Genomic DNA, 17,088 nt, shown 5'->3' with positions numbered 1-17,088 from the left:
CCAGCGCCGCCCGCTCATTGCGGGGGCACCGTGGGCGCGCAGGTCGAGACCCCGGCCCCCACGATGTTGTCCTGGATACCCGTGAGGACCGTGGTCTTCGTCCCCGCCGACAGCGAATACCGATCCACCTGCGATCCCGTCCCTTCGGGATTGGTGAACAGATAGAATTCCCCGCCCCAGAACGCGAATGCCCACCCCGAGCCGATCTTGACCTCCGGCGGCATCACCTGCGAGACGAAGTGCCCCGTCGCGGGATCGAGCTGCACCACCCGGCTCGGCTCGTTCTTGAAGAACCCGAACAGCCGCCCGTCTCCCGTCCCCGTCAGCTCCGCGGCGCCTGGCTCCACCTCCCCGTAGGGCACGAGGGGCGACATCACCAGCGTCTCCGTGTCGAGCTTCGCCATGCCCCGGCCGTTGAAATCAGCGACGTACAGCGACTCTTCCTGGCTCCCTGCCTCGTTCGAAGCGAACCCCATCCCGAAGAGGTGAACGAGCTGCTGCGAGCGCTCGAAATCCGTGGGCGTGCACGACGCCGTGGTCACATCCACGTGGTAGATCCGGCGATTGCTGAACAGCACCCAGGCCGTTCCCTTGCGATCCACCGCCATGGAGAACGGCGTCGCCGCCACCCCGTCGAGGGGGCACTCGATCGTCCCGATCTCCGTCACCGAGGGTGTCGCCGGATCGAAGCGATACAAGCTCTGCTGCTGCCCCAGCAGGTAAATGGGACGCGCGCTGTCGGCGCACCCGTCTCCCTCATGCTCGCCCGTCCCCGCCCCTGCGCCTGCCGTCTCGAACAGGCTCCCACCTGCGCCCCCTTCGTGACCACCTCCCGATTGCGTCGTCCCCCCTCCGTCACCACCCTGCCCCGCCAGGCCGAGCCCTGCCTCGCTCCCGGCCGCGCAGCCCGCGACCGACGCGACCGACGCGCCCGATGCGCCCGATGCGCCCGATGCGCCCGATGCCAGAGACACGACAGCCCACACCGCTGCCCCGAAGGAGCCCCACGCTCGCAGGCTCCCCAGCCCGCGGCCACGAGAATCACCGTATGCCATAGCGGCACCTCCCAGTGTAGAAGACTACAGACCCCTCCACTCCTGGCCACATTTTCGACATCCAAAGAGTGCGTGACGAAATGGCCGCAAGGGTGGTCTCCTCTCCACGCTGGCCCATCGCCTGCAGCGACGACGTGGACGAAAGGAGCAGGGAAGACGACATGGCGGATCTCGAGGACGGCGAATCCATCGAAGTGCAGGGCTCGGGGTCGGCCCGCTACGTCCTTCGCAATGTGGGCGAGGTCTACTCCTGCACCTGCCCGGCCTGGCGAAATCAATCGCACGCCATCGACCAGCGCACCTGCAAGCACCTCAAGGCGCTGCGCGGCGAGGCCGTCGAGCTGTCCCGCGTCGGCCTCTCCTCCTCCGCATCCCAAGCTGCTCAGCGCGTATCTGCGGCCTCGGGCTCCTCGGGCGTCTCCAGCGCTGCCGGCGCATCCGCGTCCGCTGCGGGCGCTGCGGCCGCAGCGCCACCCATCCTCCTCGCCAACCCCTGGGACAATGCCCAGGACCTCTCCGGCTGGTGGATGAGCGAGAAGCTCGACGGCGTCCGCGCCTACTGGGACGGCAAGGACTTCATCTCGCGCCTCGGCAACCGCTACCACGCCCCCGCGTGGTTCACCCAGGGCCTCCCGGACACCCCCCTCGACGGCGAGCTGTGGGGCGGCCGCAAGCGATTCCAGCGCACCATCAGCATCGTCCGCCGCCAGGACAAGAGCGACCACTGGAAGGAAATCCGCTTCGTCGTCTTCGACGCCCCCGCCCTCGACGCCCCTTTCGAGGACCGCATCGACCACCTCCGCAAGCTTCTCGCCGCCACGGCAGCGCCGCACGCCGACGCCCACGACCACGAGCGTTGCCGCGACACCGCCCACCTCCGCGCCGAGCTGTCCCGCGTCGAGGCCCTGGGCGGCGAGGGCCTCATGCTCCGCAAGCCCGGCTCCCGCTACGAGGCAGGCCGCTCCTCCACCCTCCTCAAGGTGAAGAGCTTCTTCGACGCCGAGGCCCTGGTCATCGAGCACCAGGCCGGCGCCGGCCGCCACGCCGGCCGCATGGGCGCCCTGCTCGTCGAACTGCCGGACGGCACCCGCTTCTCCATCGGCACCGGCTTCTCCGACAAGGAGCGCCAGTCACCGCCGCCGCCCGGCGCCATCGTCACCTTCCGCTACCAGGAGCTGACCGACGCCGGCGTCCCCCGCTTCCCCTCCTACGTCGCCGTGCGCGACGACATCCAGTGGCCGCCGGACAACGCCGTCCTCCGCCGCGCCGCAGTGCACCCTCCCAGCGACACCATCTCGGCCGCGGGAGCCAGCGTCGCGGCGCCCCCCGACCCGCCGCCTGCAGCTACCTCGTCTCCCGTGAGCGCTCCGGCGGCGACCTCCCCGGCGGCGAGCGGTGCCCTCCGCCGCTTCGAGTTTGCGGATGGCACCTCCAGCAAGTTCTGGGAGATCGAGGTCACCGGCCGTCACTACACGGTGCGCTACGGGCGCCTCGGCGCGGGCGGCCAGACCAAGACCAAGGAAGCCGCGAGCGAGGACGCCGCCCGCCGCGACGCCGCCAAGCTCATCGACGAGAAGACCAGCAAAGGATACGTGGAGCGCTGACATGACCTCTCTCGACCGCGACCAGTTCCGCGAAGCCCTCGGCCGCGCGCGCAAGATCGCCGTCCTCACCGGCGCAGGTGTCTCCGCCGAGTCGGGCATCCCCACCTTCCGCGGCGCCGGTGGCCTCTGGCGCCGTTACCAGGCCACGGACCTCGCCACGCCCCAGGCCTGGGACAAGGACCCTGGCCTGGTCTGGGAGTTCTACGACCACCGCCGCGCCGTCGCCCGCACCTGCGATCCCAACCCCGCCCACCACGCCCTCGCGCACTTCGAGGCCCGGTGCCGCGACGCAGGCCGCGCCTTCACCCTCGTCACCCAGAACATCGACGGCCTCCACGAGCGCGCGGGCTCCCGGAACGTCGTCCGCCTCCACGGCTCCCTCTGGCAGGTCCGCTGCGTCGCCTGCCGCGAGGTCACCACCACCCATCAGGTCCCCATCGCCCCTGCCTTCGAGGGCAGCGGCTCCCCCGACCCCGAGTTCCAGGCCCGCCGCTTCGGCGAGGCCGACCTTCCCCACTGCCACTGCGGCGGCGTCATCCGCCCCCACATCGTCTGGTTCGGCGAGCGCCTCGCCGAGGCCGACCTCCAGGCTGCCTACGACGGCATCGCCCCGTGCGACATCCTCATCGTCGTCGGCACCTCCGCGGTGGTCTACCCCGCCGCGAGCTACATCCCCGTCGCCAAGCGCCTCGGCGCCACCGTCGCCGAGGTCAACGTCGAGCCCAGCGCCGCCAACGAATTTTGCGACGCTTATTTTGAGGGCAAAGCAGGGGAGATCCTGCCGAACCTGCTCGACGTCCCTTTTTCCTGATGCCGCCGCCTGCCCCGCAGCCTTGACGCACCTGGATCTCCCGGCTGTCATGGCCGCGGAGGTCTGTCATGTCCGCGTCGCCCGACTTCTTCAAGATCCGCATCGAGATGGAGGGCATCGAGCCCGATGCGCTCGAGATCTCCCAGCTCACCGGCAGGGAGTCGATCTCCCAGCCCTTCGAGATCGAGCTGCTCCTCGTGTGCCGTGACCCTGCGGGCCTCGGCATCGAGGTCATCGTCGGCGAGAAGGCCACCATCGTCTTCGAGCGCGGCGACGTCGAGCTGCGGCGCCTCCACGGCATGATCGCCAACGCCCGCGACCGGCTCGACACCGAGACCTCGCACGCCACCTACCGGGTCACCTTCACCCCGCGGGTCCACAAGCTCACCCTCAGCGAGACCCTCGACGTCTTCCTCGACCTCAACATCCCCGGCATCCTCCGCAAGAAGCTCGACGCCGCAGGCTTCACCGAGGGCGAGGACTACCTCTTCCGCCTCTACGAGACCTACCCCGTCCGCGACTTCGTGGTGCAGTACAAGGAGACCGACCTCGCCTTCATCTCCCGCCTCACCGAGCACCTCGGCATCAGCTACTTCTTCGAGCACGAGAGCGGCCGCGACGTCATGGTCTTCACCGACCGGAACAGCGGTTTCCGCGCCATCGAGGGCGACGAGCGGGTCTCCTTCCGCCCCCGCGGCGACCCCTGCGACGTCTTCCAGATCGAGGAGACGGTGCGCATGGTCCCCGGCGAGTTCGTCGTCCGCGACTACAACTACCGCACCCCCCACGTCGCGCTGAACGGCGTCTCCACGGTGCCGAGCGGCACGGGCGCCGTCGTCGAGTACGGCTCTCACGTGAAGACCCCGGACGAGGCCCAGCAGCTCGCCGAGATCCGGGCCCAGGAGCGCCTCACCTGGCTGCGCGTCTTCGATGGCCAGAGCGACCTCATCGCCTTCCGCGCCGGCGCCAGGCTCACCCTCGAAGGCCACCCCTACGGCGACCTCAACCTCCTCCTCGTCGAGGTCACCCACCGCGCCTCGCTCGTCACCCTCGGCACCGGTCACGCCGACGGCCTGACCTACGAGAACGCCTTCAGGGCCATCCCCTACACCCGCCGCTACCGCCCCCCGCGCGTCACCCCGAAGCCCCGCGTCCACGGCGTCCTCACCGGCGTCATCGACGGCCCCAAGGGCGGCGACTACGCCCAGCTCGACGACGACGGCCGCTACCACGTCCGCTTCCTCTTCGACACCTCCACCCCCGAGGAGCAGCAGGCCTCCCGCCCGGTGCGCATGGCCCAGCCCCACGCCGGCGCTGGCTACGGCATGCACTTCCCCCTCCGCCAGGGCGTCGAGGTGATCCTCACCTTCGTCGACGGCGACCCGGACCGCCCCATCATCGTCTCCACCGTCCCCAACCCGCAGACGGCGAGCCCCGTCACGGCCGGCAACGCCCCCCGCAACATCATCCGCACCGGCGGCGGCAACGAGATCAACATCGATGACACTGGCGACAACCAGCGCATCAAGATGTCGACGCCGCACAAGAGCACCACCTTCCAGCTCGGCTACCGGAACTCCCCCGAGGACGGCGCCATCCTGGAGACCCAGGGCGCGAGCAGCTCCATCGCCATGGCCGGCACCGCCATGTACACCTCGGCGAGCGCCTCCGTCTCCACGCTCTACAAGCTCTCGCTCTCCGGCCAGATCAGCACCGTCGCCGAGTACACGCCCTTCGCCACCGCCGTCTCCACGGTGAAGGAGCTGATGGGCCAGGCCCTCGACCTCGCCGGCAGCTACCTCGACCTCAAGGCGGCCCAGAAGGCGAAGAAAGAGGCGGAGCTGAAGCTCCAGTCCGTGCGGGACTCGCAGGCCTCCTACAACGCCGAGCAGCGCCGCAAGGCCGCGCGCAAGCGCACCGGGGACGCCCTCAAGGCCCTGGAGAGCGGCTGCACCATGACGCCCGACCAGCAGGCGGAGGTCAACGCGCTCCGGCAGGCGTACGAGGACGCCCAGAAGGCGTACGACGAGAAGCTCATCGAGAAGCGCACCACCCTCGAATGGCTCGCCGACGCCAAGAAGGGCGAGTGGGTCCCCAACGTCGACACCGCGAACGCCGTCGTCGTCACCGACTCGTACGCGCAGATCCAGACTCAGGAGATCGCCCTCGAAGGCATCAACGAGGAGCTGCCGGTCCTCAAGACCGACTACGAGACCGCGCGCCTCGCCTACCTGGAGAAGCTCAAGGAGCTGACCCCCGATCCCCCGAGCGCCACCCAGCAAGCGGCGCTCGACGAGGCGGACGACGCCATCACCGACGAGCCGGCCGCCGACGACGAGGCCAACGCCGCCGCCGACACCGCCTTCAACTCACGCAACGCCTACAACACCCAGGTCGGCGTCAACGAGCTGGGCGAGGAGGCCATCAAGACCAAGGAGCTGCGCCGCGATCTCGAGTACGCCAAGACCGCGAACGTCCTCTTCAGCGAGGTCATGGCCCTCTTCGCCGGCATCAAGGACTTCATCGAGCGCTTCAAGAAAGAGGACAACAAGGTCGAGCTGCTCGCCACCAAGCTCGCCAGCTTCCCCCGCGAAGACCCCACCTTCGCCCTCAAGAGCACCTACGTCCCGCCGCTCGGCACCTCCATCCTGGGGGTGAAGCACACCCTCGGCTCCTCCGGCGACATGATCATCTACGCCGACCACGAGCTGCTCTCCTGGGCGAAGACCACCCTCCTCCTCGGCAAGGACGGCGTCCTCATCGAGAGCGGCAAGCACCTCTCCCTCCTCTCCGCCGACAAGGCCGAGCTGGCCGCCAAGGACAAGCTCCTCCAGACCAGCAAGCAGATCGACGTCCGCGCCTACGACAAGCTGGAGCTGAAGGCCGAGCCCGACCCCGCCGTCCCCAGCAGCCTCGGCAGCGTCGGCACCCTGGCCCTGGAGTCCAAGGGCGCGATGACCCTGAAGTCCCAGGACCAGAGCATCGAGCTGCAGGCCAAGAGCAAGCCCGGCCAGCGCATCCGCATGGAGGCCAAGACCGACCTCTTCGGCGGCGCCGAGAACGTGACCATGAACGCCTCGAAGGTCGCCCAGCTCCTCTCTGGCAGCGTGAGCATGAAGCTCGACGCCCAGGCCGGCACCGCGACCCTCGGCACCCCGACCTGGAAGCTCTCCATCAAGGACGGCGAAGCCAAGCTCGGCACCTCCCAGAACGGCCTCACCGTGCAATCCGCCGCCACGCTGATCAGCTACGGCCCCTCCATGGTCAAGGTCGCCAGCGCCAAGACCCAGATCAAAGCCCAGGGCATGCTGGAGCTGGAAGGCCAGACCATCCGCGCCAACGGGAAGATCTTGCTGGGGTGAGGGAGGGCCGAGCATTGCGCTCGGCCACGGCGGACCAGGCGATCTGTCAGGTCATCCGGTGTCGCGCGATCGAATGCCCGACGCTCTGCTGGAGCATTACCTATCGCCTGCTGAAAACGGTTCACAATCCGAAGTCGCGCCGCGCATGATTTCTGGTTCGCGCACTGGAGCAACCACGAGCAGCCCGCCCTCTGCATACTACTGTCGTTCGACAGAGGAGCCATGCCCGACAAAGAAGAAATCGCCAGGTTGCTCGCGGAAGCGCACCGAGAGGTGGAGCCCACGATCAATCGCGTCATCCGTCTGCTGACCGATCGCGAGGAGGAGCAGCGCGAGCCCGTGAAGCTGCTCGAAGTGAACCCCGCCACCTCTCCCTCGGGCATCTTGCCCATCGCCTTCTCGGACGATCCTCCTCGCCTCCCCTACCCCTCCGTGACCGTCGAGGTGACAGAAGGCGAATACGAGCGAACCCTCGAAGGTAGCCTGCCTCTGCCCGCGGGATGGCGTCTCGGGAACACCCTCTATCCTCCTGCAGCGTGAACGCATGACCACCTGGAGCGAAGCCTTCGCGGCGCAGGCGGCCTCGGATCTCGACGCCCACGACACGCTCGTCAAGTCCTCGGTCCCCAGCAGCCACCGTCTTCACACCCTGCAGATGTGGCTGGAGAAGCTCTGCAAAGCTTACCTGTGGCTCCCTCATTAATCAGGCGACCGCGGACGAGCTTCGGTTCACACACGGCGTCGTCAGCAAAGTGCTCCCGCGCCTCATCGACGAGCACTGGCGCCGCATCGGCTTCACGCAGCGTCCCAAACTCGCCGCGATCAAGCATCTCTGTCGCGAGGTCGACCTGCTGCACCCGCAGGTGGATGACAATGGCCGAAGGCCCGACAACGTCGAGTATCCATGGACCGGTGCCTCGGGCAGCGCCGAAGTGCCAGCTCACTGGAAGTTCCCGCTGATGAGCAGACTGCACGACCCCTCTGGCAAGCTGCTGCTCAAGGCCGCCGTCGGCCTCACGCGCAATCCAGCGATGTTCATCCGGTAGCGTGTGGGTGCATCCTGCCTGCGATGGCGACGGTGTGACCTGCCCTTGCGCCGCACCGGCCCTGCGTAGGGCTGAGTCGTTTAGTCATCCGCCTGGCTTCTCGGATCAGCACCCAGGCCCCTTCACGGCTACGGAGTGGCCGGATCAAGCTTCTTCAAGGCATCCCTGTCAGCGCGAACCAAGTTCTGCCCTCCAAGATGACTGCCGCGCCCCGTATACTATCGTGGTCGTCTCTGGCGCGTCCGTTATCACAACGAAGGTGCCGGTAACCAACTCACTATATGGAACTGGCACTGAGCTAGAGTTTCAAGGCTCAGCGCCAAGCCGGACGAGAACACTGCAGGATCGGCGGGGTACAGCCGGCGGTAATGCGTCACTGCCTCCACGCTGCTCACCAGCGCCTCCTCTCGCTTTCCAAGCGTGCTTTGCCTGGCCCCCAAGTTGCCAAGCAGAGCTGCGCGCGCACTAAGGCTTGCTAGGTCTGTAGGTTCCGGCAGATGGTCCAGCAGCGTCTTGTCTACCCACGCCCCCACCTCCCGCAGCGACACTGTCTGCTCCGGCAAGCCAGCGTTGTCGAGTTGCACGGCGAGCGCGATCGTCCCCTTACGCTCAAGCGCCCGTCCCAGCACCTCGCCCAGCCGCGCGTGCGCCGTGCGCTCCCCGATCGCCTTGGCCGCCTCGAACGCCGCGAGCGCCCGCCCCGGCAGGTCCCGGTCGAGCAGGTGCGCGAGCCACCCCTGGGCCCTGGGGTGCTCTTCCGAGAGCCGCCCCAGCACCGAGAACCCGGCACGCAATGCATGCTCACTGGCTCCCTCGAACACCTCATCCAGGTACGCTTCGAAGTCTGCAGCCCCTGAGCGCGCCCCAGGCACACAGGCTCACCACGCGCCGAGTTCCACGCGAGTTTTCGCGTTGCGCCATCGCTCGTGCATCCATGCGCGTCAGGGAGGAGGAGCGTGCCGTTCTTGGGGGGTGGCGTTTCGCTCGGTTATGGTGAGCGTCGCCGCAGGCTGCTGGGGTCGCCCCAGGCTTCCGGGATCGAGCCTGCGCCTCCCTCTCATCCGAGCCAGCCGAAGTCCTCGAAGACCTCGCGCAGCTCTCGCTCCACCTTGGCGTCGTCCGGGCTGGTCACCAGCTCCTTGAGGGAGCGCCCCGAGAGCTGTCCGATGGTCTCGATGCCCTGATTCAGCAGCAGGTTCGTGGCGCGCACGGACATGTCGAGGGCGTGGATGGAGTCGTCCAGCCCCTCGGCGTCCTCCGGGAGGACGATGCGGTCTCCGTCGTCGGGCGCTGCCTTGGCCAGCGTGCGCTGCGCGACCTTGGCTGCCGCGGGGGAAATCGCGCGCGCCAGGGCCAGCCGCGCAATCTCGGGATCGCTCTGGATCTCGCGGAGCACCACCCGGTCCTCCTCGACCTCGACCCGGCTGACATCGGCGGGATCATCGCCGTGGAGCCACACCTGTCCCGAGAGGCGCCTCCCCCAGCCGCGGAGGATACCGACGAACACCTCCAGCCAGATGGACGGCCAGGTGGCGTCGTCGCAGCCGATCAACCGCGCGCCGTCTTCGGAGACGGTCCAGGCCGCGTAGAGCGATGGCACCGGGTCCGCGGGGGCGTTCCAGTCCGCGATGGTCTCGTCCGACGGGTCCTGCAGCGCGCCCGTGTAGAAGACGCCCTCGGCGCCCACCGGGAGGCCCACCGCTTCGCGCAACGGGTCCGGGGCTGCGGCGATGCGCTCGGCGTGCCGCCGGAAGCGCCGCGCCTGCGCGAAGGCCCGGACCCACGCGGTCTGCGCCGGGTCGAGGGGAGGGGAGATGTCCAGGTGTCCGTCCTGCTTGACGCGGTAGCCCATGGTAGGGCGAAGCGGTAGCAGAACGCCTCCACGGAGCCCAGGACCCGCGCGGGATGGCCTGGGTTGCGCGAGGAGACCCTGGTTCCGGCGGGAAGAGGTGCGGACGGTCGCCTCCCGCACCTTGTCCTCGGTGGGAAAAGTGCGGGGGGCGCCTCCCGCACCTGGTCCACGGCGGGAACGTGCCGGCGCCGGACGCCTCCCGCACTTGGTCCGCCGTCGGACCAGCCACCGTCGGCGTCCGACGACACCATGTCCACGCGTGCCGCATCTCCCTCGCCAACCGCCCGCACCATGTCCACGCGTGCCGCATCTCCCTCGCCAACCGCCCGCACCTCGTCCACGCGTGCCGGGTCTCCCTCGACGACCGCCCGTGCAGGCGACGGCGCGGCGGCGGTTTGTTATGGAGGAGCGATGGCCGACCAGGTCCTCGATCGCCGGCTCTTCTGCGGCGCCACGCTCGCCTCCATGTCCGCCCCTCTCCTCGGCATCGAGCGCGCCGAGCCTGCGAGGGACATCAGCCTGGAGCAGGATTTCGACGAGCTGTGGGAGACGCTGGCAGCGCGCTACTGCTTCTTCGGGGAGAAGGCGACGGACTGGGACGCGGTGAGGGCCTTCCACCGGCCGCTCGCGCTTGCGGCGACGTCGCTCGACGCTTTCGCCGCGGCCCTCGGGCGCATGCTCCACGAACTGTATGACGCCCACACGCACCTCAACGATGCGCCGGAGGGCACCCCGCGCTTTCCGCCCTTCGATCTGCTGGTCGAACGCGCGCGGGACGTCACCCGCGTCGTCGCTGTCGAGGAGAGTTCGGCCGCAGCCGCTGCGGGGCTGAGACCCGGAGATGAGATCCTCGCCGCCGACGGCATGCCGATGGACGAGGCGGCGGCGTCACTCCTCCCGCGCTGCCTGTCCCGGCGTGACCGCGCAGCCGACGCCTATGCGTGGAATGCCGCGGTGGCAGGGCGGCGCGGGCGTCCGCGGCTCCTCCTCGTCCGGAGCGGGGGCGCGTGCAGCCCTCGGGCGGTGCCTTTGCCGCTGTCCAGGCGCGCGCCCGAGCCTGATCTGAGCTTCGCGCGCCGGGGGGACGTCGGCACCATTCGCATCTCCACCTTCGGCGAGGAGGGGACCGTCGCCCGCTTCGACGCGGCGCTCTCCGCCCTGAAGGACACGCGTGGCCTGGTCATCGACGTGCGCCGCAATGGCGGCGGGGATACCGCCATCGCCCGGCCGATCATGGGCCGCTTCATTGACGCGCGGAGGCCCTATGCGCGGATGCGCCGCCGTCAGGGGGCGGGGCTAGGGCCGTTCTGGACCGAGCACGTCGAGGCGCCGGTGGTGGTGCTCTGCGACGCCTGGAGCGCGAGCATGGCGGAGGGCTTCCCCATGGGCATGCGCGGCCTCGGTCGCGCGCGGATCGTGGGCACGCCGATGATGGGCCTGGGCGCCGCGGTCTTCGCCATTCGCCTCGACCGCACCGGGATCCAGGCGCAGTACTCGGCCGAGCCTGTCCACGACGTGGCCGACAGGCCGCGATGGCTGCTGCGCCCCGACGTCGAGGTCGCGCCAGGTCAGGACATCATGGCCGCGGGCCTCGCCGAGCTTCACCGGCTGATCGACCTCGCCGCCCTCGCCGCCCCGCGACGCCCCTGATCCCCGAGGCCCACGGCAGGGCCACCGGCCTGCGGCGCAGAGGGCGGAGCTGGCGCTCACCGGGAGAGCGAGGTGCGGTGCGCTGGTCCGTGCAGGTCGGCGGTGGGCTTGCCCATGGCGTAGGCGACGGCGCTCTGGAGGGTGCCGCGGGTCTTCATGGTGCCCAGGTTTGCGCCGATCTCGACGAGGATGCGGGCGACGTCGGGGCTGATGCCGGTGAGGACCACCTCGGTGCCGAGCAGGTTCGCAGCTTGCGCGGTCTTGACCAGGGCATTGGCGACCTCGACGTCGACGTTGCGCACCCCGGTGACGTCGAGGATGGCGATGCGCGCCCGCTGTCCGGAGATGCCTTCGAGCAGGGTCTCCATGATCTGCCGGGCGCGGCTCGCGTCGATGGTGCCGAGCAGGGGCATGACCACCAGGCCGTCGGCGAGGGGAATGAGGGGGCTCGACAGCTCGCGGATGGCGCGCTGGTGGGCGGCGAGGACCTGCTCGCGGAGGGCCTCGCGCTCCTCTTCGCTGTGGCGCTGCTCGGTGAGGTCGCGGAGGATGGTGCCGATGGCGCGGATGCCGCCTGCCTCGTCGCGGATGGCGAAGCCCGAGGCCTGTCCCAGGAAGGCGCTGCCGTCGCTGCGGAGGTAGGTGAGCATTCCCCGCCACGCTTCCTCGGTGGTCTCCTCCGCCTCCCGGAGCACCTCGCGGCTCACCTCGTCGACCAGCTCTTCGTGGGACTTGCCGAGGCACGTCTCTCCGTGGCCGGTCATGTCCCGGAAGGCGGGGTTGGCGTAGATGATCTTGCCGTCCACGGTGACGGTGATGCCATCCGGCGCGTTCTCGGCGAGGGCGAAGAAGGTGCTGAGCTTGGTGTTGAGCCTCTGCACCTCCTGGCGCGCCAGGAACTCCGAGGTGACGTCGGCGGCGTGGACGATGACGCCGATGATCTCGTCGTCCGGCCCGCGGTGCGCGATGTAATGGAACGTGTAGTACTTCCGCTCCAGCACGCCGGTCCCGGTGCGGTCGAGGTCCACGGGCATGCACTCGCCGAGGAACGTCTTTCCGGTCGTGAGCACGCCGTCGAACAGATCGTAGAAGCCCTGCTCGCCGATCTCCGGGAGCACGTCCCGGATGCTCCGCCCCAGGACTTCACGCTCGCTCGTGCCGATCACCGAGTCCAGCCAGTGCTGGTTCGCGAGGGAGAATACGAGTTCCTTGCCTCGGACGATGGCGATGAGCGCTGGCATCTGGAGGATGGCGCAGCGCAACTCGTCCCTTTCCTGGGTCACCGTCTCCACGGTTCGTTCCAGGGTGGCGACCCGCGCTTTCAGCCTGGCAACCTCTGTCCGCAGATCGTCGTCGACAGTGACCATTCGACGATGATCGGTGATCTCTCCGGGTCGAGCAACGATGGACGAGGCCGTTTACAATCCTTCATCAAAGCCGGATAGGGCGGTGAAGAACGTGGAAATCCAGCGCGGATCGGTGCTGTCCGTGAAGTTGCTTCTCCCGTGAAAACCGCGTCCCGCCAGCGTCGCGCAGGAGAGAATCCTGCGACGAGGAACGGGTTTCCCATTGACCCCACCATTGGAATCTATGGCCCGTGCCGGAATGGGATCGGTAATCGCGGCTGGAGGGGCTGAGCGCCAAGGAGGAGAACGTGGGATGACGTGGCTCACGTGCGTGAGCCACCCTTGCTCGGTGGGGCGTGGTCCTCAGCGGCCTTTGAGCGCGGGCGTGGCGGCGCCTTGGGTGGGCTTTTTGAGGGCGCAGGCGACGGCGTTCTGGAGGGTGCCGCGGGTCTTGAGGGTGCCGAGGTCGACGCCGAGTTCCACGAGGATCCGGGCGACGTGGGGGCCGATGCCGGTGAGGACCACCTCGGTGCCGAGCAGGCTCGCGGCCTGCGCGGTCTTGATGAGGGCGTTGGCGACCGCGGTGTCGACGTACTTGATGCCGGTGACGTCGAGGATGGCAGTGCGGGCCCGCTGGGTGGCGATGCCTTCGAGCAGGGTCTCCATGATCTGCTTGGCCCTGCTGCTGTCGATGGTGCCGAGCAAGGGCATGACCACCAGGCCCTCGGCGAGGGGAATGAGGGGGGTGGACAGCTCGCGAATGACGCGCTGGTGGGCGGCGAGGACTTGCTCGCGGAGGGCGTCGCGCTCCTCCTCGCTGCGGTGCTGCTCGGTGAGGTCGCGGAGGATGGTGCCGACGGCGCGGATGCCGCCCGTCTCCTCGTGGATTGCAAAGGTCGACGCCTGCCCAATGAAGGTGCTGTCGTCGCTGCGGCGGTAGGTGAGCATCCCCCGCCATGGCTCGTCGGGGGTGGCGGTGGCCTCGGCCTCCTGGAGCACGGCGCGGCTCTCCTCGGCGACCAGCTCGGCGTGGGGTCTGCCGACGCACGCCTCTCCCTCGCCGAGCATGCTGCGGAAGGAGGCGTTGGCGTACATGATCTTCCCGTCGACGGTCACGGAGATGCCATCGGGGGCGTTCTCGGCGAGGGCCAGGAAGGTGCCGAGCTTGGTGTTGAGCTTCTGCACCTGCTCGCGCGCGATGAACTCCGCGGTGACGTCGGCGGCGTGGGTGATGACGCCGAGGACCTCGTCGTCCGGGCCGCGGTGCGGGAGGTAATGGAAGGCGTAGTAGCGCCGGTCCAGCTCGCCGTTGTCCGTGCGGACCAGATCCACGGGCAGAGCATCGCCGCCGAACGCCTTTCCTTCCTTGCACACGCTGTCGAGCATCTCGAAGATTCCCTGCCCGACGAGTTCCGGGAACACCTGGCGGATCGGTATGCCGAGGACCTCACGACCACTGTTGCCGATGGCAGAGTCCATCCAGGGCTTGTTCGCGAGGGTGAACGCCTGATCTTCACTCCGGATGAGGGTGATCATCGCCGGCATCTGGAGCATGGCCCCGCGCAGATTGTCGCGCTCCCGGCTCGTGGTCTCCAGCGCATCTTCCAGCGCCGCGAGCCGCGCTCTCAGCCAGGCATTCTCGTCGTACCCCTCATCCGCGAGAGTGACCATTCGACGATGATCGATGATTGGGGGCGCCCGGTATAGGCAGATCGTGCCTGTCGGTGAACCCCGGCGCTACCGGGCCCTGGGTACAGGGGCGGCGGCGCCTTCGGTGCGCTTTCCGAAGGCGTAGGCGACGGCGCTCTGGAGGGTGCCGCGGGTCTTGAGGGTGCCGAGGTCGACGCCGAGCTCCACGAGGATGCGGGCGATGTCGGGGCCGATGCCGGTGAGGACCACCTCGGTGCCGAGCAGGTTTGCGGCCTGGGCGGTCTTGACCAGGGCATTGGCGACGGCGGTGTCGACGTGCTTGATGCCGGTGACGTCGAGGATGGCGATGCGGGCGCGCTGCGCGGCGACGCCTTCGAGCAGGGTCTCCATGATCTGCTTGGCCCTGCTGCTGTCGATGGTGCCGAGCAGGGGCATGACCACCAGGCCGTCGGCGAGGGGAATGAGTGGGCTCGACAGCTCGCGGATGGCGCGCTGGTGGGCGGCGAGGACCTGCTCGCGGAGGGCGTCCCGCTCCTCCTCGCTGCTGTGCTGCTCGGTCAGATCGCGGAGAATGGTGCCCGTGGCGCGGACCCCGCCAGCCTCGTCGCGGACGATGAAGCTCGACGCTTGCCCCACGAAGGAGCTGCCGTCGCTGCGAGGGTAGGTGAGCATTCCCCGCCACGCTTCCCCGAGGGACGAGGCGGCCTCCGCCTCCTGGAGCACGGCGCGGCTCTCCTCGGCGACCAGCTCGGCGTGGGACTTGCCGACGCACGCCTCTCCCTCGGCGACCATGCTGCGGAAGGCGGGGTTGGCGTAGGTGATCTTCTCGTCCGTGGTCACGGTGATGCCATCGGGGGCGTTCTCGGCGAGGGCGAAGAAGGTGGTGAGCTTGGTGTTGAGCTTCTGCACCTGCTCGCGCGCCAGGAACTCCGAGGTGACGTCGGCGGCGTGGACGATGATGCCGATGATCTCGCCGTCCACCCCGTGGTGCGCGATGTAGTGAAAGGTGAAGTACCGCCGTTCGAGCTGCCCGGTCCCGGTGCGGTCGAAGTACAGCGGCATGCACTCGCCAACGAACGTCTCGCCGGTCCTGTACACGCCGTCGAGCAGCTCGAAGATGCCCTGGTTGGCCAGTTCCGGGAGGACCTCCCGGACGCCCCTGCCGAGGACGACACGATCGCTGGTGCCGATGACGGAGTTCAGCCAGTTCTGGTTCGCGAGCGTGAAGATGTGATCTTTGCCCCTGAAGAGGACCATCAGCGCTGGCATCTGGAGGATGGCGCCGTGCAGCTCGTCCCGCTCCCGGGTCATCGCCGCGAGGGCGTGCTCCAGCGCAGCGACCCGCGCTTTCAGCCTTGTATTCTCTGTCTGAAGCTGATCATCGAAGGAGGCCATCGTGGCATGATCAGCGATCTGGCGCGGACAGACAACGGAGGACCATGCCCAGGGTAAGGAACGATCCGAAGGAAGGGCGCGGCCTTCACCGGCCCTTGAGTGCGGGCGTGGGGGCGCCTTCGGTGCGCTTTCCGAGGGCGTAGGCGACGGCGCTCTGGAGGGTGCCGCGGGTCTTGAGGGTGCCCAGGTTCACCCCGAGCTCGACGAGGATGCGGGCGATGTCGGGGCCGATGCCAGTAAGGACCACCTCGGTGCCGAGCAGGTTCGCGGCCTGGGCGGTCTTGACCAGGGCATTGGCGACGGCGGTGTCGACGTGCTTGATGCCGGTGACGTCGAGGATGGCGATGCGGGCGCGCTGCGCGGCGACGCCGTCGAGCAGGGTCTCCATGATCTGCTTGGCCCTGCTGCTGTCGATGGTGCCGAGCAGGGGCATGACCACCAGGCCCTCGGCGAGGGGGATGAGGGGCGTGGACAGCTCGCGGATGGCGCGCTGGTGGGCGGCGAGGACCTGCTCGCGGAGGGCGTCCCGCTCCATCTCGCTGCGGCGCTGATCGGTGAGGTCGCGGAGGATGGTGCCGACGGCGCGGATACCGCCCGCCTCGTCGCGGATGGTGAAGCGCGAGGCTTGCCCCGGGAACGTGCCGCCGCCGCTGCAGCGGTAGGTGAGCATCCCCCGCCACGCTTCCTCGGAGGACGCGGTGGCCTCCGCTTCCTCGAGCACCGCGCGGCTCTCCTCGGCGACCAGCTCGGCGTGGGGCTTGCCGACGCAAGCGTCTCCGTCCGCCACCATGCCGCGAAAGGCGGGGTTGGCGTAGGTGATCTTGCCGTCGATGGTGACGGTGATGCCATCGGGGGCGTTCTCGGCGAGGGCGAAGAAGGTGGTGAGCTTGGTGTTGAGCTTCTGCACCTGCTGGCGCGCCAGGTACTCCGAGGTGACGTCGGCGGCGTGGACGATGAGGCCGATGATCTCGTCATCCACGCCGCGGTGCGCGATGTAATGGAACGTGTAGTACCGCCGCTCGAGCGTTCCGGTCCCGGAGCGATCGAGGTCCACCGGCAAGCACTCGCCGACGAACGTCTCGCCGGTCTGGTACACCTTGTCCATCAGCTCGTAGAAGCCCTGCCCGGCGATCTCCGGGAGGACCTCCCGGATCGTCTTGCCGATGATGTTCCGGTCTCCGTTGCCCACGACCGAGTCCAGATAGGGCTCGTTCGCGAGCACAAACTCATGCTCTTCCCCCCGGAACAGGGCGATCAGCGCTGGCATCTGGAGGATGGCCCCGCGCAGCTCGTCCCGTTCCCGTCTCACCTTCCCCA

General features: G+C 68.7%; 14 protein-coding genes and 1 pseudogene. 8 read left to right on the top strand and 7 right to left on the bottom strand.

Annotated elements, in window-relative coordinates:
• Positions 1-14 precede the first annotated feature (14 nt).
• Positions 15-974, bottom strand: a complete 960-nt coding sequence (locus CAP_RS44520; protein ID WP_156040766.1) for an NHL repeat-containing protein — start codon at positions 972-974, stop codon at positions 15-17.
• Between the two features lie 242 nt (positions 975-1,216).
• On the opposite strand from CAP_RS44520, the pseudogene CAP_RS13640 reads away from it, so the two are divergent.
• From CAP_RS13640 to CAP_RS13620, 7 genes and pseudogenes are all read left to right on the top strand, one after another.
• Positions 1,217-2,284: pseudogene (locus CAP_RS13640) on the top strand (DNA ligase); the annotation flags it as partial.
• Positions 2,273-2,659, top strand: coding sequence for a WGR domain-containing protein (locus CAP_RS55715; protein ID WP_370865977.1), 387 nt, complete (start codon positions 2,273-2,275; stop codon positions 2,657-2,659). The pseudogene CAP_RS13640 and the gene CAP_RS55715, both read left to right, overlap by 12 nt.
• Position 2,660: 1 nt before the next feature.
• The gene (locus CAP_RS13635) at positions 2,661-3,470 is read left to right on the top strand and encodes an SIR2 family NAD-dependent protein deacylase (RefSeq protein WP_044240731.1); all 810 of its coding nucleotides are present in this window, start codon (positions 2,661-2,663) and stop codon (positions 3,468-3,470) included.
• 68 nt (positions 3,471-3,538) lie between these two features.
• On the top strand, positions 3,539-6,832 hold the full coding sequence (locus CAP_RS52265; RefSeq protein WP_063748684.1) for a type VI secretion system Vgr family protein: 3,294 nt from the start codon (positions 3,539-3,541) through the stop codon (positions 6,830-6,832).
• Between the two features lie 222 nt (positions 6,833-7,054).
• Positions 7,055-7,372 carry a hypothetical protein gene (locus CAP_RS13625; RefSeq protein ID WP_044240728.1) on the top strand — a complete coding sequence of 106 codons (318 nt, stop codon included), beginning with the start codon at positions 7,055-7,057 and terminating at the stop codon, positions 7,370-7,372.
• 4 nt (positions 7,373-7,376) lie between these two features.
• The gene (locus CAP_RS50340) at positions 7,377-7,535 is read left to right on the top strand and encodes a hypothetical protein (protein ID WP_156040765.1); all 159 of its coding nucleotides are present in this window, start codon (positions 7,377-7,379) and stop codon (positions 7,533-7,535) included.
• Positions 7,536-7,584: 49 nt separating this feature from the next.
• On the top strand, positions 7,585-7,878 hold the full coding sequence (locus CAP_RS13620; RefSeq protein ID WP_044240726.1) for a hypothetical protein: 294 nt from the start codon (positions 7,585-7,587) through the stop codon (positions 7,876-7,878).
• Between the two features lie 248 nt (positions 7,879-8,126).
• Here the strand turns inward: CAP_RS13620 and CAP_RS13615 are convergent, their stop codons facing one another.
• Together CAP_RS13615 and CAP_RS13610 are read right to left on the bottom strand one after the other, a co-directional pair.
• On the bottom strand, positions 8,127-8,699 hold the full coding sequence (locus tag CAP_RS13615) for a hypothetical protein (RefSeq protein ID WP_044240724.1): 573 nt from the start codon (positions 8,697-8,699) through the stop codon (positions 8,127-8,129).
• A 236-nt stretch (positions 8,700-8,935) separates the two neighbouring features.
• A complete protein-coding gene (locus tag CAP_RS13610) occupies positions 8,936-9,730 on the bottom strand; it encodes a DNA-directed RNA polymerase subunit alpha C-terminal domain-containing protein (protein ID WP_044240722.1) in 795 nt (264 codons plus the stop codon).
• A gap of 411 nt (positions 9,731-10,141) precedes the next feature.
• Between CAP_RS13610 and CAP_RS13605 the strand changes: the two genes are divergently transcribed.
• Positions 10,142-11,380, top strand: a complete 1,239-nt coding sequence (locus tag CAP_RS13605; RefSeq protein WP_044240720.1) for a S41 family peptidase — start codon at positions 10,142-10,144, stop codon at positions 11,378-11,380.
• A 56-nt stretch (positions 11,381-11,436) separates the two neighbouring features.
• On the opposite strand, the gene CAP_RS44515 is transcribed toward CAP_RS13605, so the two are convergent.
• The 4 genes from CAP_RS44515 to CAP_RS44500 form a co-directional block, all read right to left on the bottom strand.
• Positions 11,437-12,747, bottom strand: coding sequence for a PAS domain-containing protein (locus CAP_RS44515; protein ID WP_052375104.1), 1,311 nt, complete (start codon positions 12,745-12,747; stop codon positions 11,437-11,439).
• 342 nt (positions 12,748-13,089) lie between these two features.
• Positions 13,090-14,397 (bottom strand): PAS domain-containing protein, encoded by a 1,308-nt coding sequence (locus tag CAP_RS44510; RefSeq protein WP_052375077.1) that lies wholly within the window; start codon positions 14,395-14,397, stop codon positions 13,090-13,092.
• 66 nt (positions 14,398-14,463) lie between these two features.
• Positions 14,464-15,771 (bottom strand): PAS domain-containing protein, encoded by a 1,308-nt coding sequence (locus tag CAP_RS44505; RefSeq protein ID WP_052375075.1) that lies wholly within the window; start codon positions 15,769-15,771, stop codon positions 14,464-14,466.
• Between the two features lie 85 nt (positions 15,772-15,856).
• The gene (locus tag CAP_RS44500; RefSeq protein ID WP_052375073.1) at positions 15,857-17,080 is read right to left on the bottom strand and encodes a PAS domain-containing protein; all 1,224 of its coding nucleotides are present in this window, start codon (positions 17,078-17,080) and stop codon (positions 15,857-15,859) included.
• Between the last annotated feature and the right edge of the window lie 8 nt (positions 17,081-17,088).

The organism is Chondromyces apiculatus DSM 436 (genome assembly GCF_000601485.1).
Taxonomy (GTDB): Bacteria; Myxococcota_A; Polyangia; order Polyangiales; family Polyangiaceae; genus Chondromyces; species Chondromyces apiculatus.
Note: the sequence above shows the minus strand (reverse complement) of the source record. Positions and strands in the feature narration are given on the sequence as shown.

What these genes read in the sequence shown, in the direction of transcription:
- CAP_RS13610 (WP_044240722.1), bottom strand. Translation starts at nt 9,730, where the DNA reads ATGGGCTACCGCGTCAAGCAGGACGGACACCTGGACATCTCCCCTCCC.
- CAP_RS52265 (WP_063748684.1), top strand. Translation starts at nt 3,539, where the DNA reads ATGTCCGCGTCGCCCGACTTCTTCAAGATCCGCATCGAGATGGAGGGC.
- CAP_RS44510 (WP_052375077.1), bottom strand. Translation starts at nt 14,397, where the DNA reads ATGGTCACTCTCGCGGATGAGGGGTACGACGAGAATGCCTGGCTGAGA.
- CAP_RS13625 (WP_044240728.1), top strand. Translation starts at nt 7,055, where the DNA reads ATGCCCGACAAAGAAGAAATCGCCAGGTTGCTCGCGGAAGCGCACCGA.
- CAP_RS50340 (WP_156040765.1), top strand. Translation starts at nt 7,377, where the DNA reads ATGACCACCTGGAGCGAAGCCTTCGCGGCGCAGGCGGCCTCGGATCTC.
- CAP_RS44515 (WP_052375104.1), bottom strand. Translation starts at nt 12,747, where the DNA reads ATGGTCACTGTCGACGACGATCTGCGGACAGAGGTTGCCAGGCTGAAA.
- CAP_RS13635 (WP_044240731.1), top strand. Translation starts at nt 2,661, where the DNA reads ATGACCTCTCTCGACCGCGACCAGTTCCGCGAAGCCCTCGGCCGCGCG.
- CAP_RS44505 (WP_052375075.1), bottom strand. Translation starts at nt 15,771, where the DNA reads ATGGCCTCCTTCGATGATCAGCTTCAGACAGAGAATACAAGGCTGAAA.
- CAP_RS13605 (WP_044240720.1), top strand. Translation starts at nt 10,142, where the DNA reads ATGGCCGACCAGGTCCTCGATCGCCGGCTCTTCTGCGGCGCCACGCTC.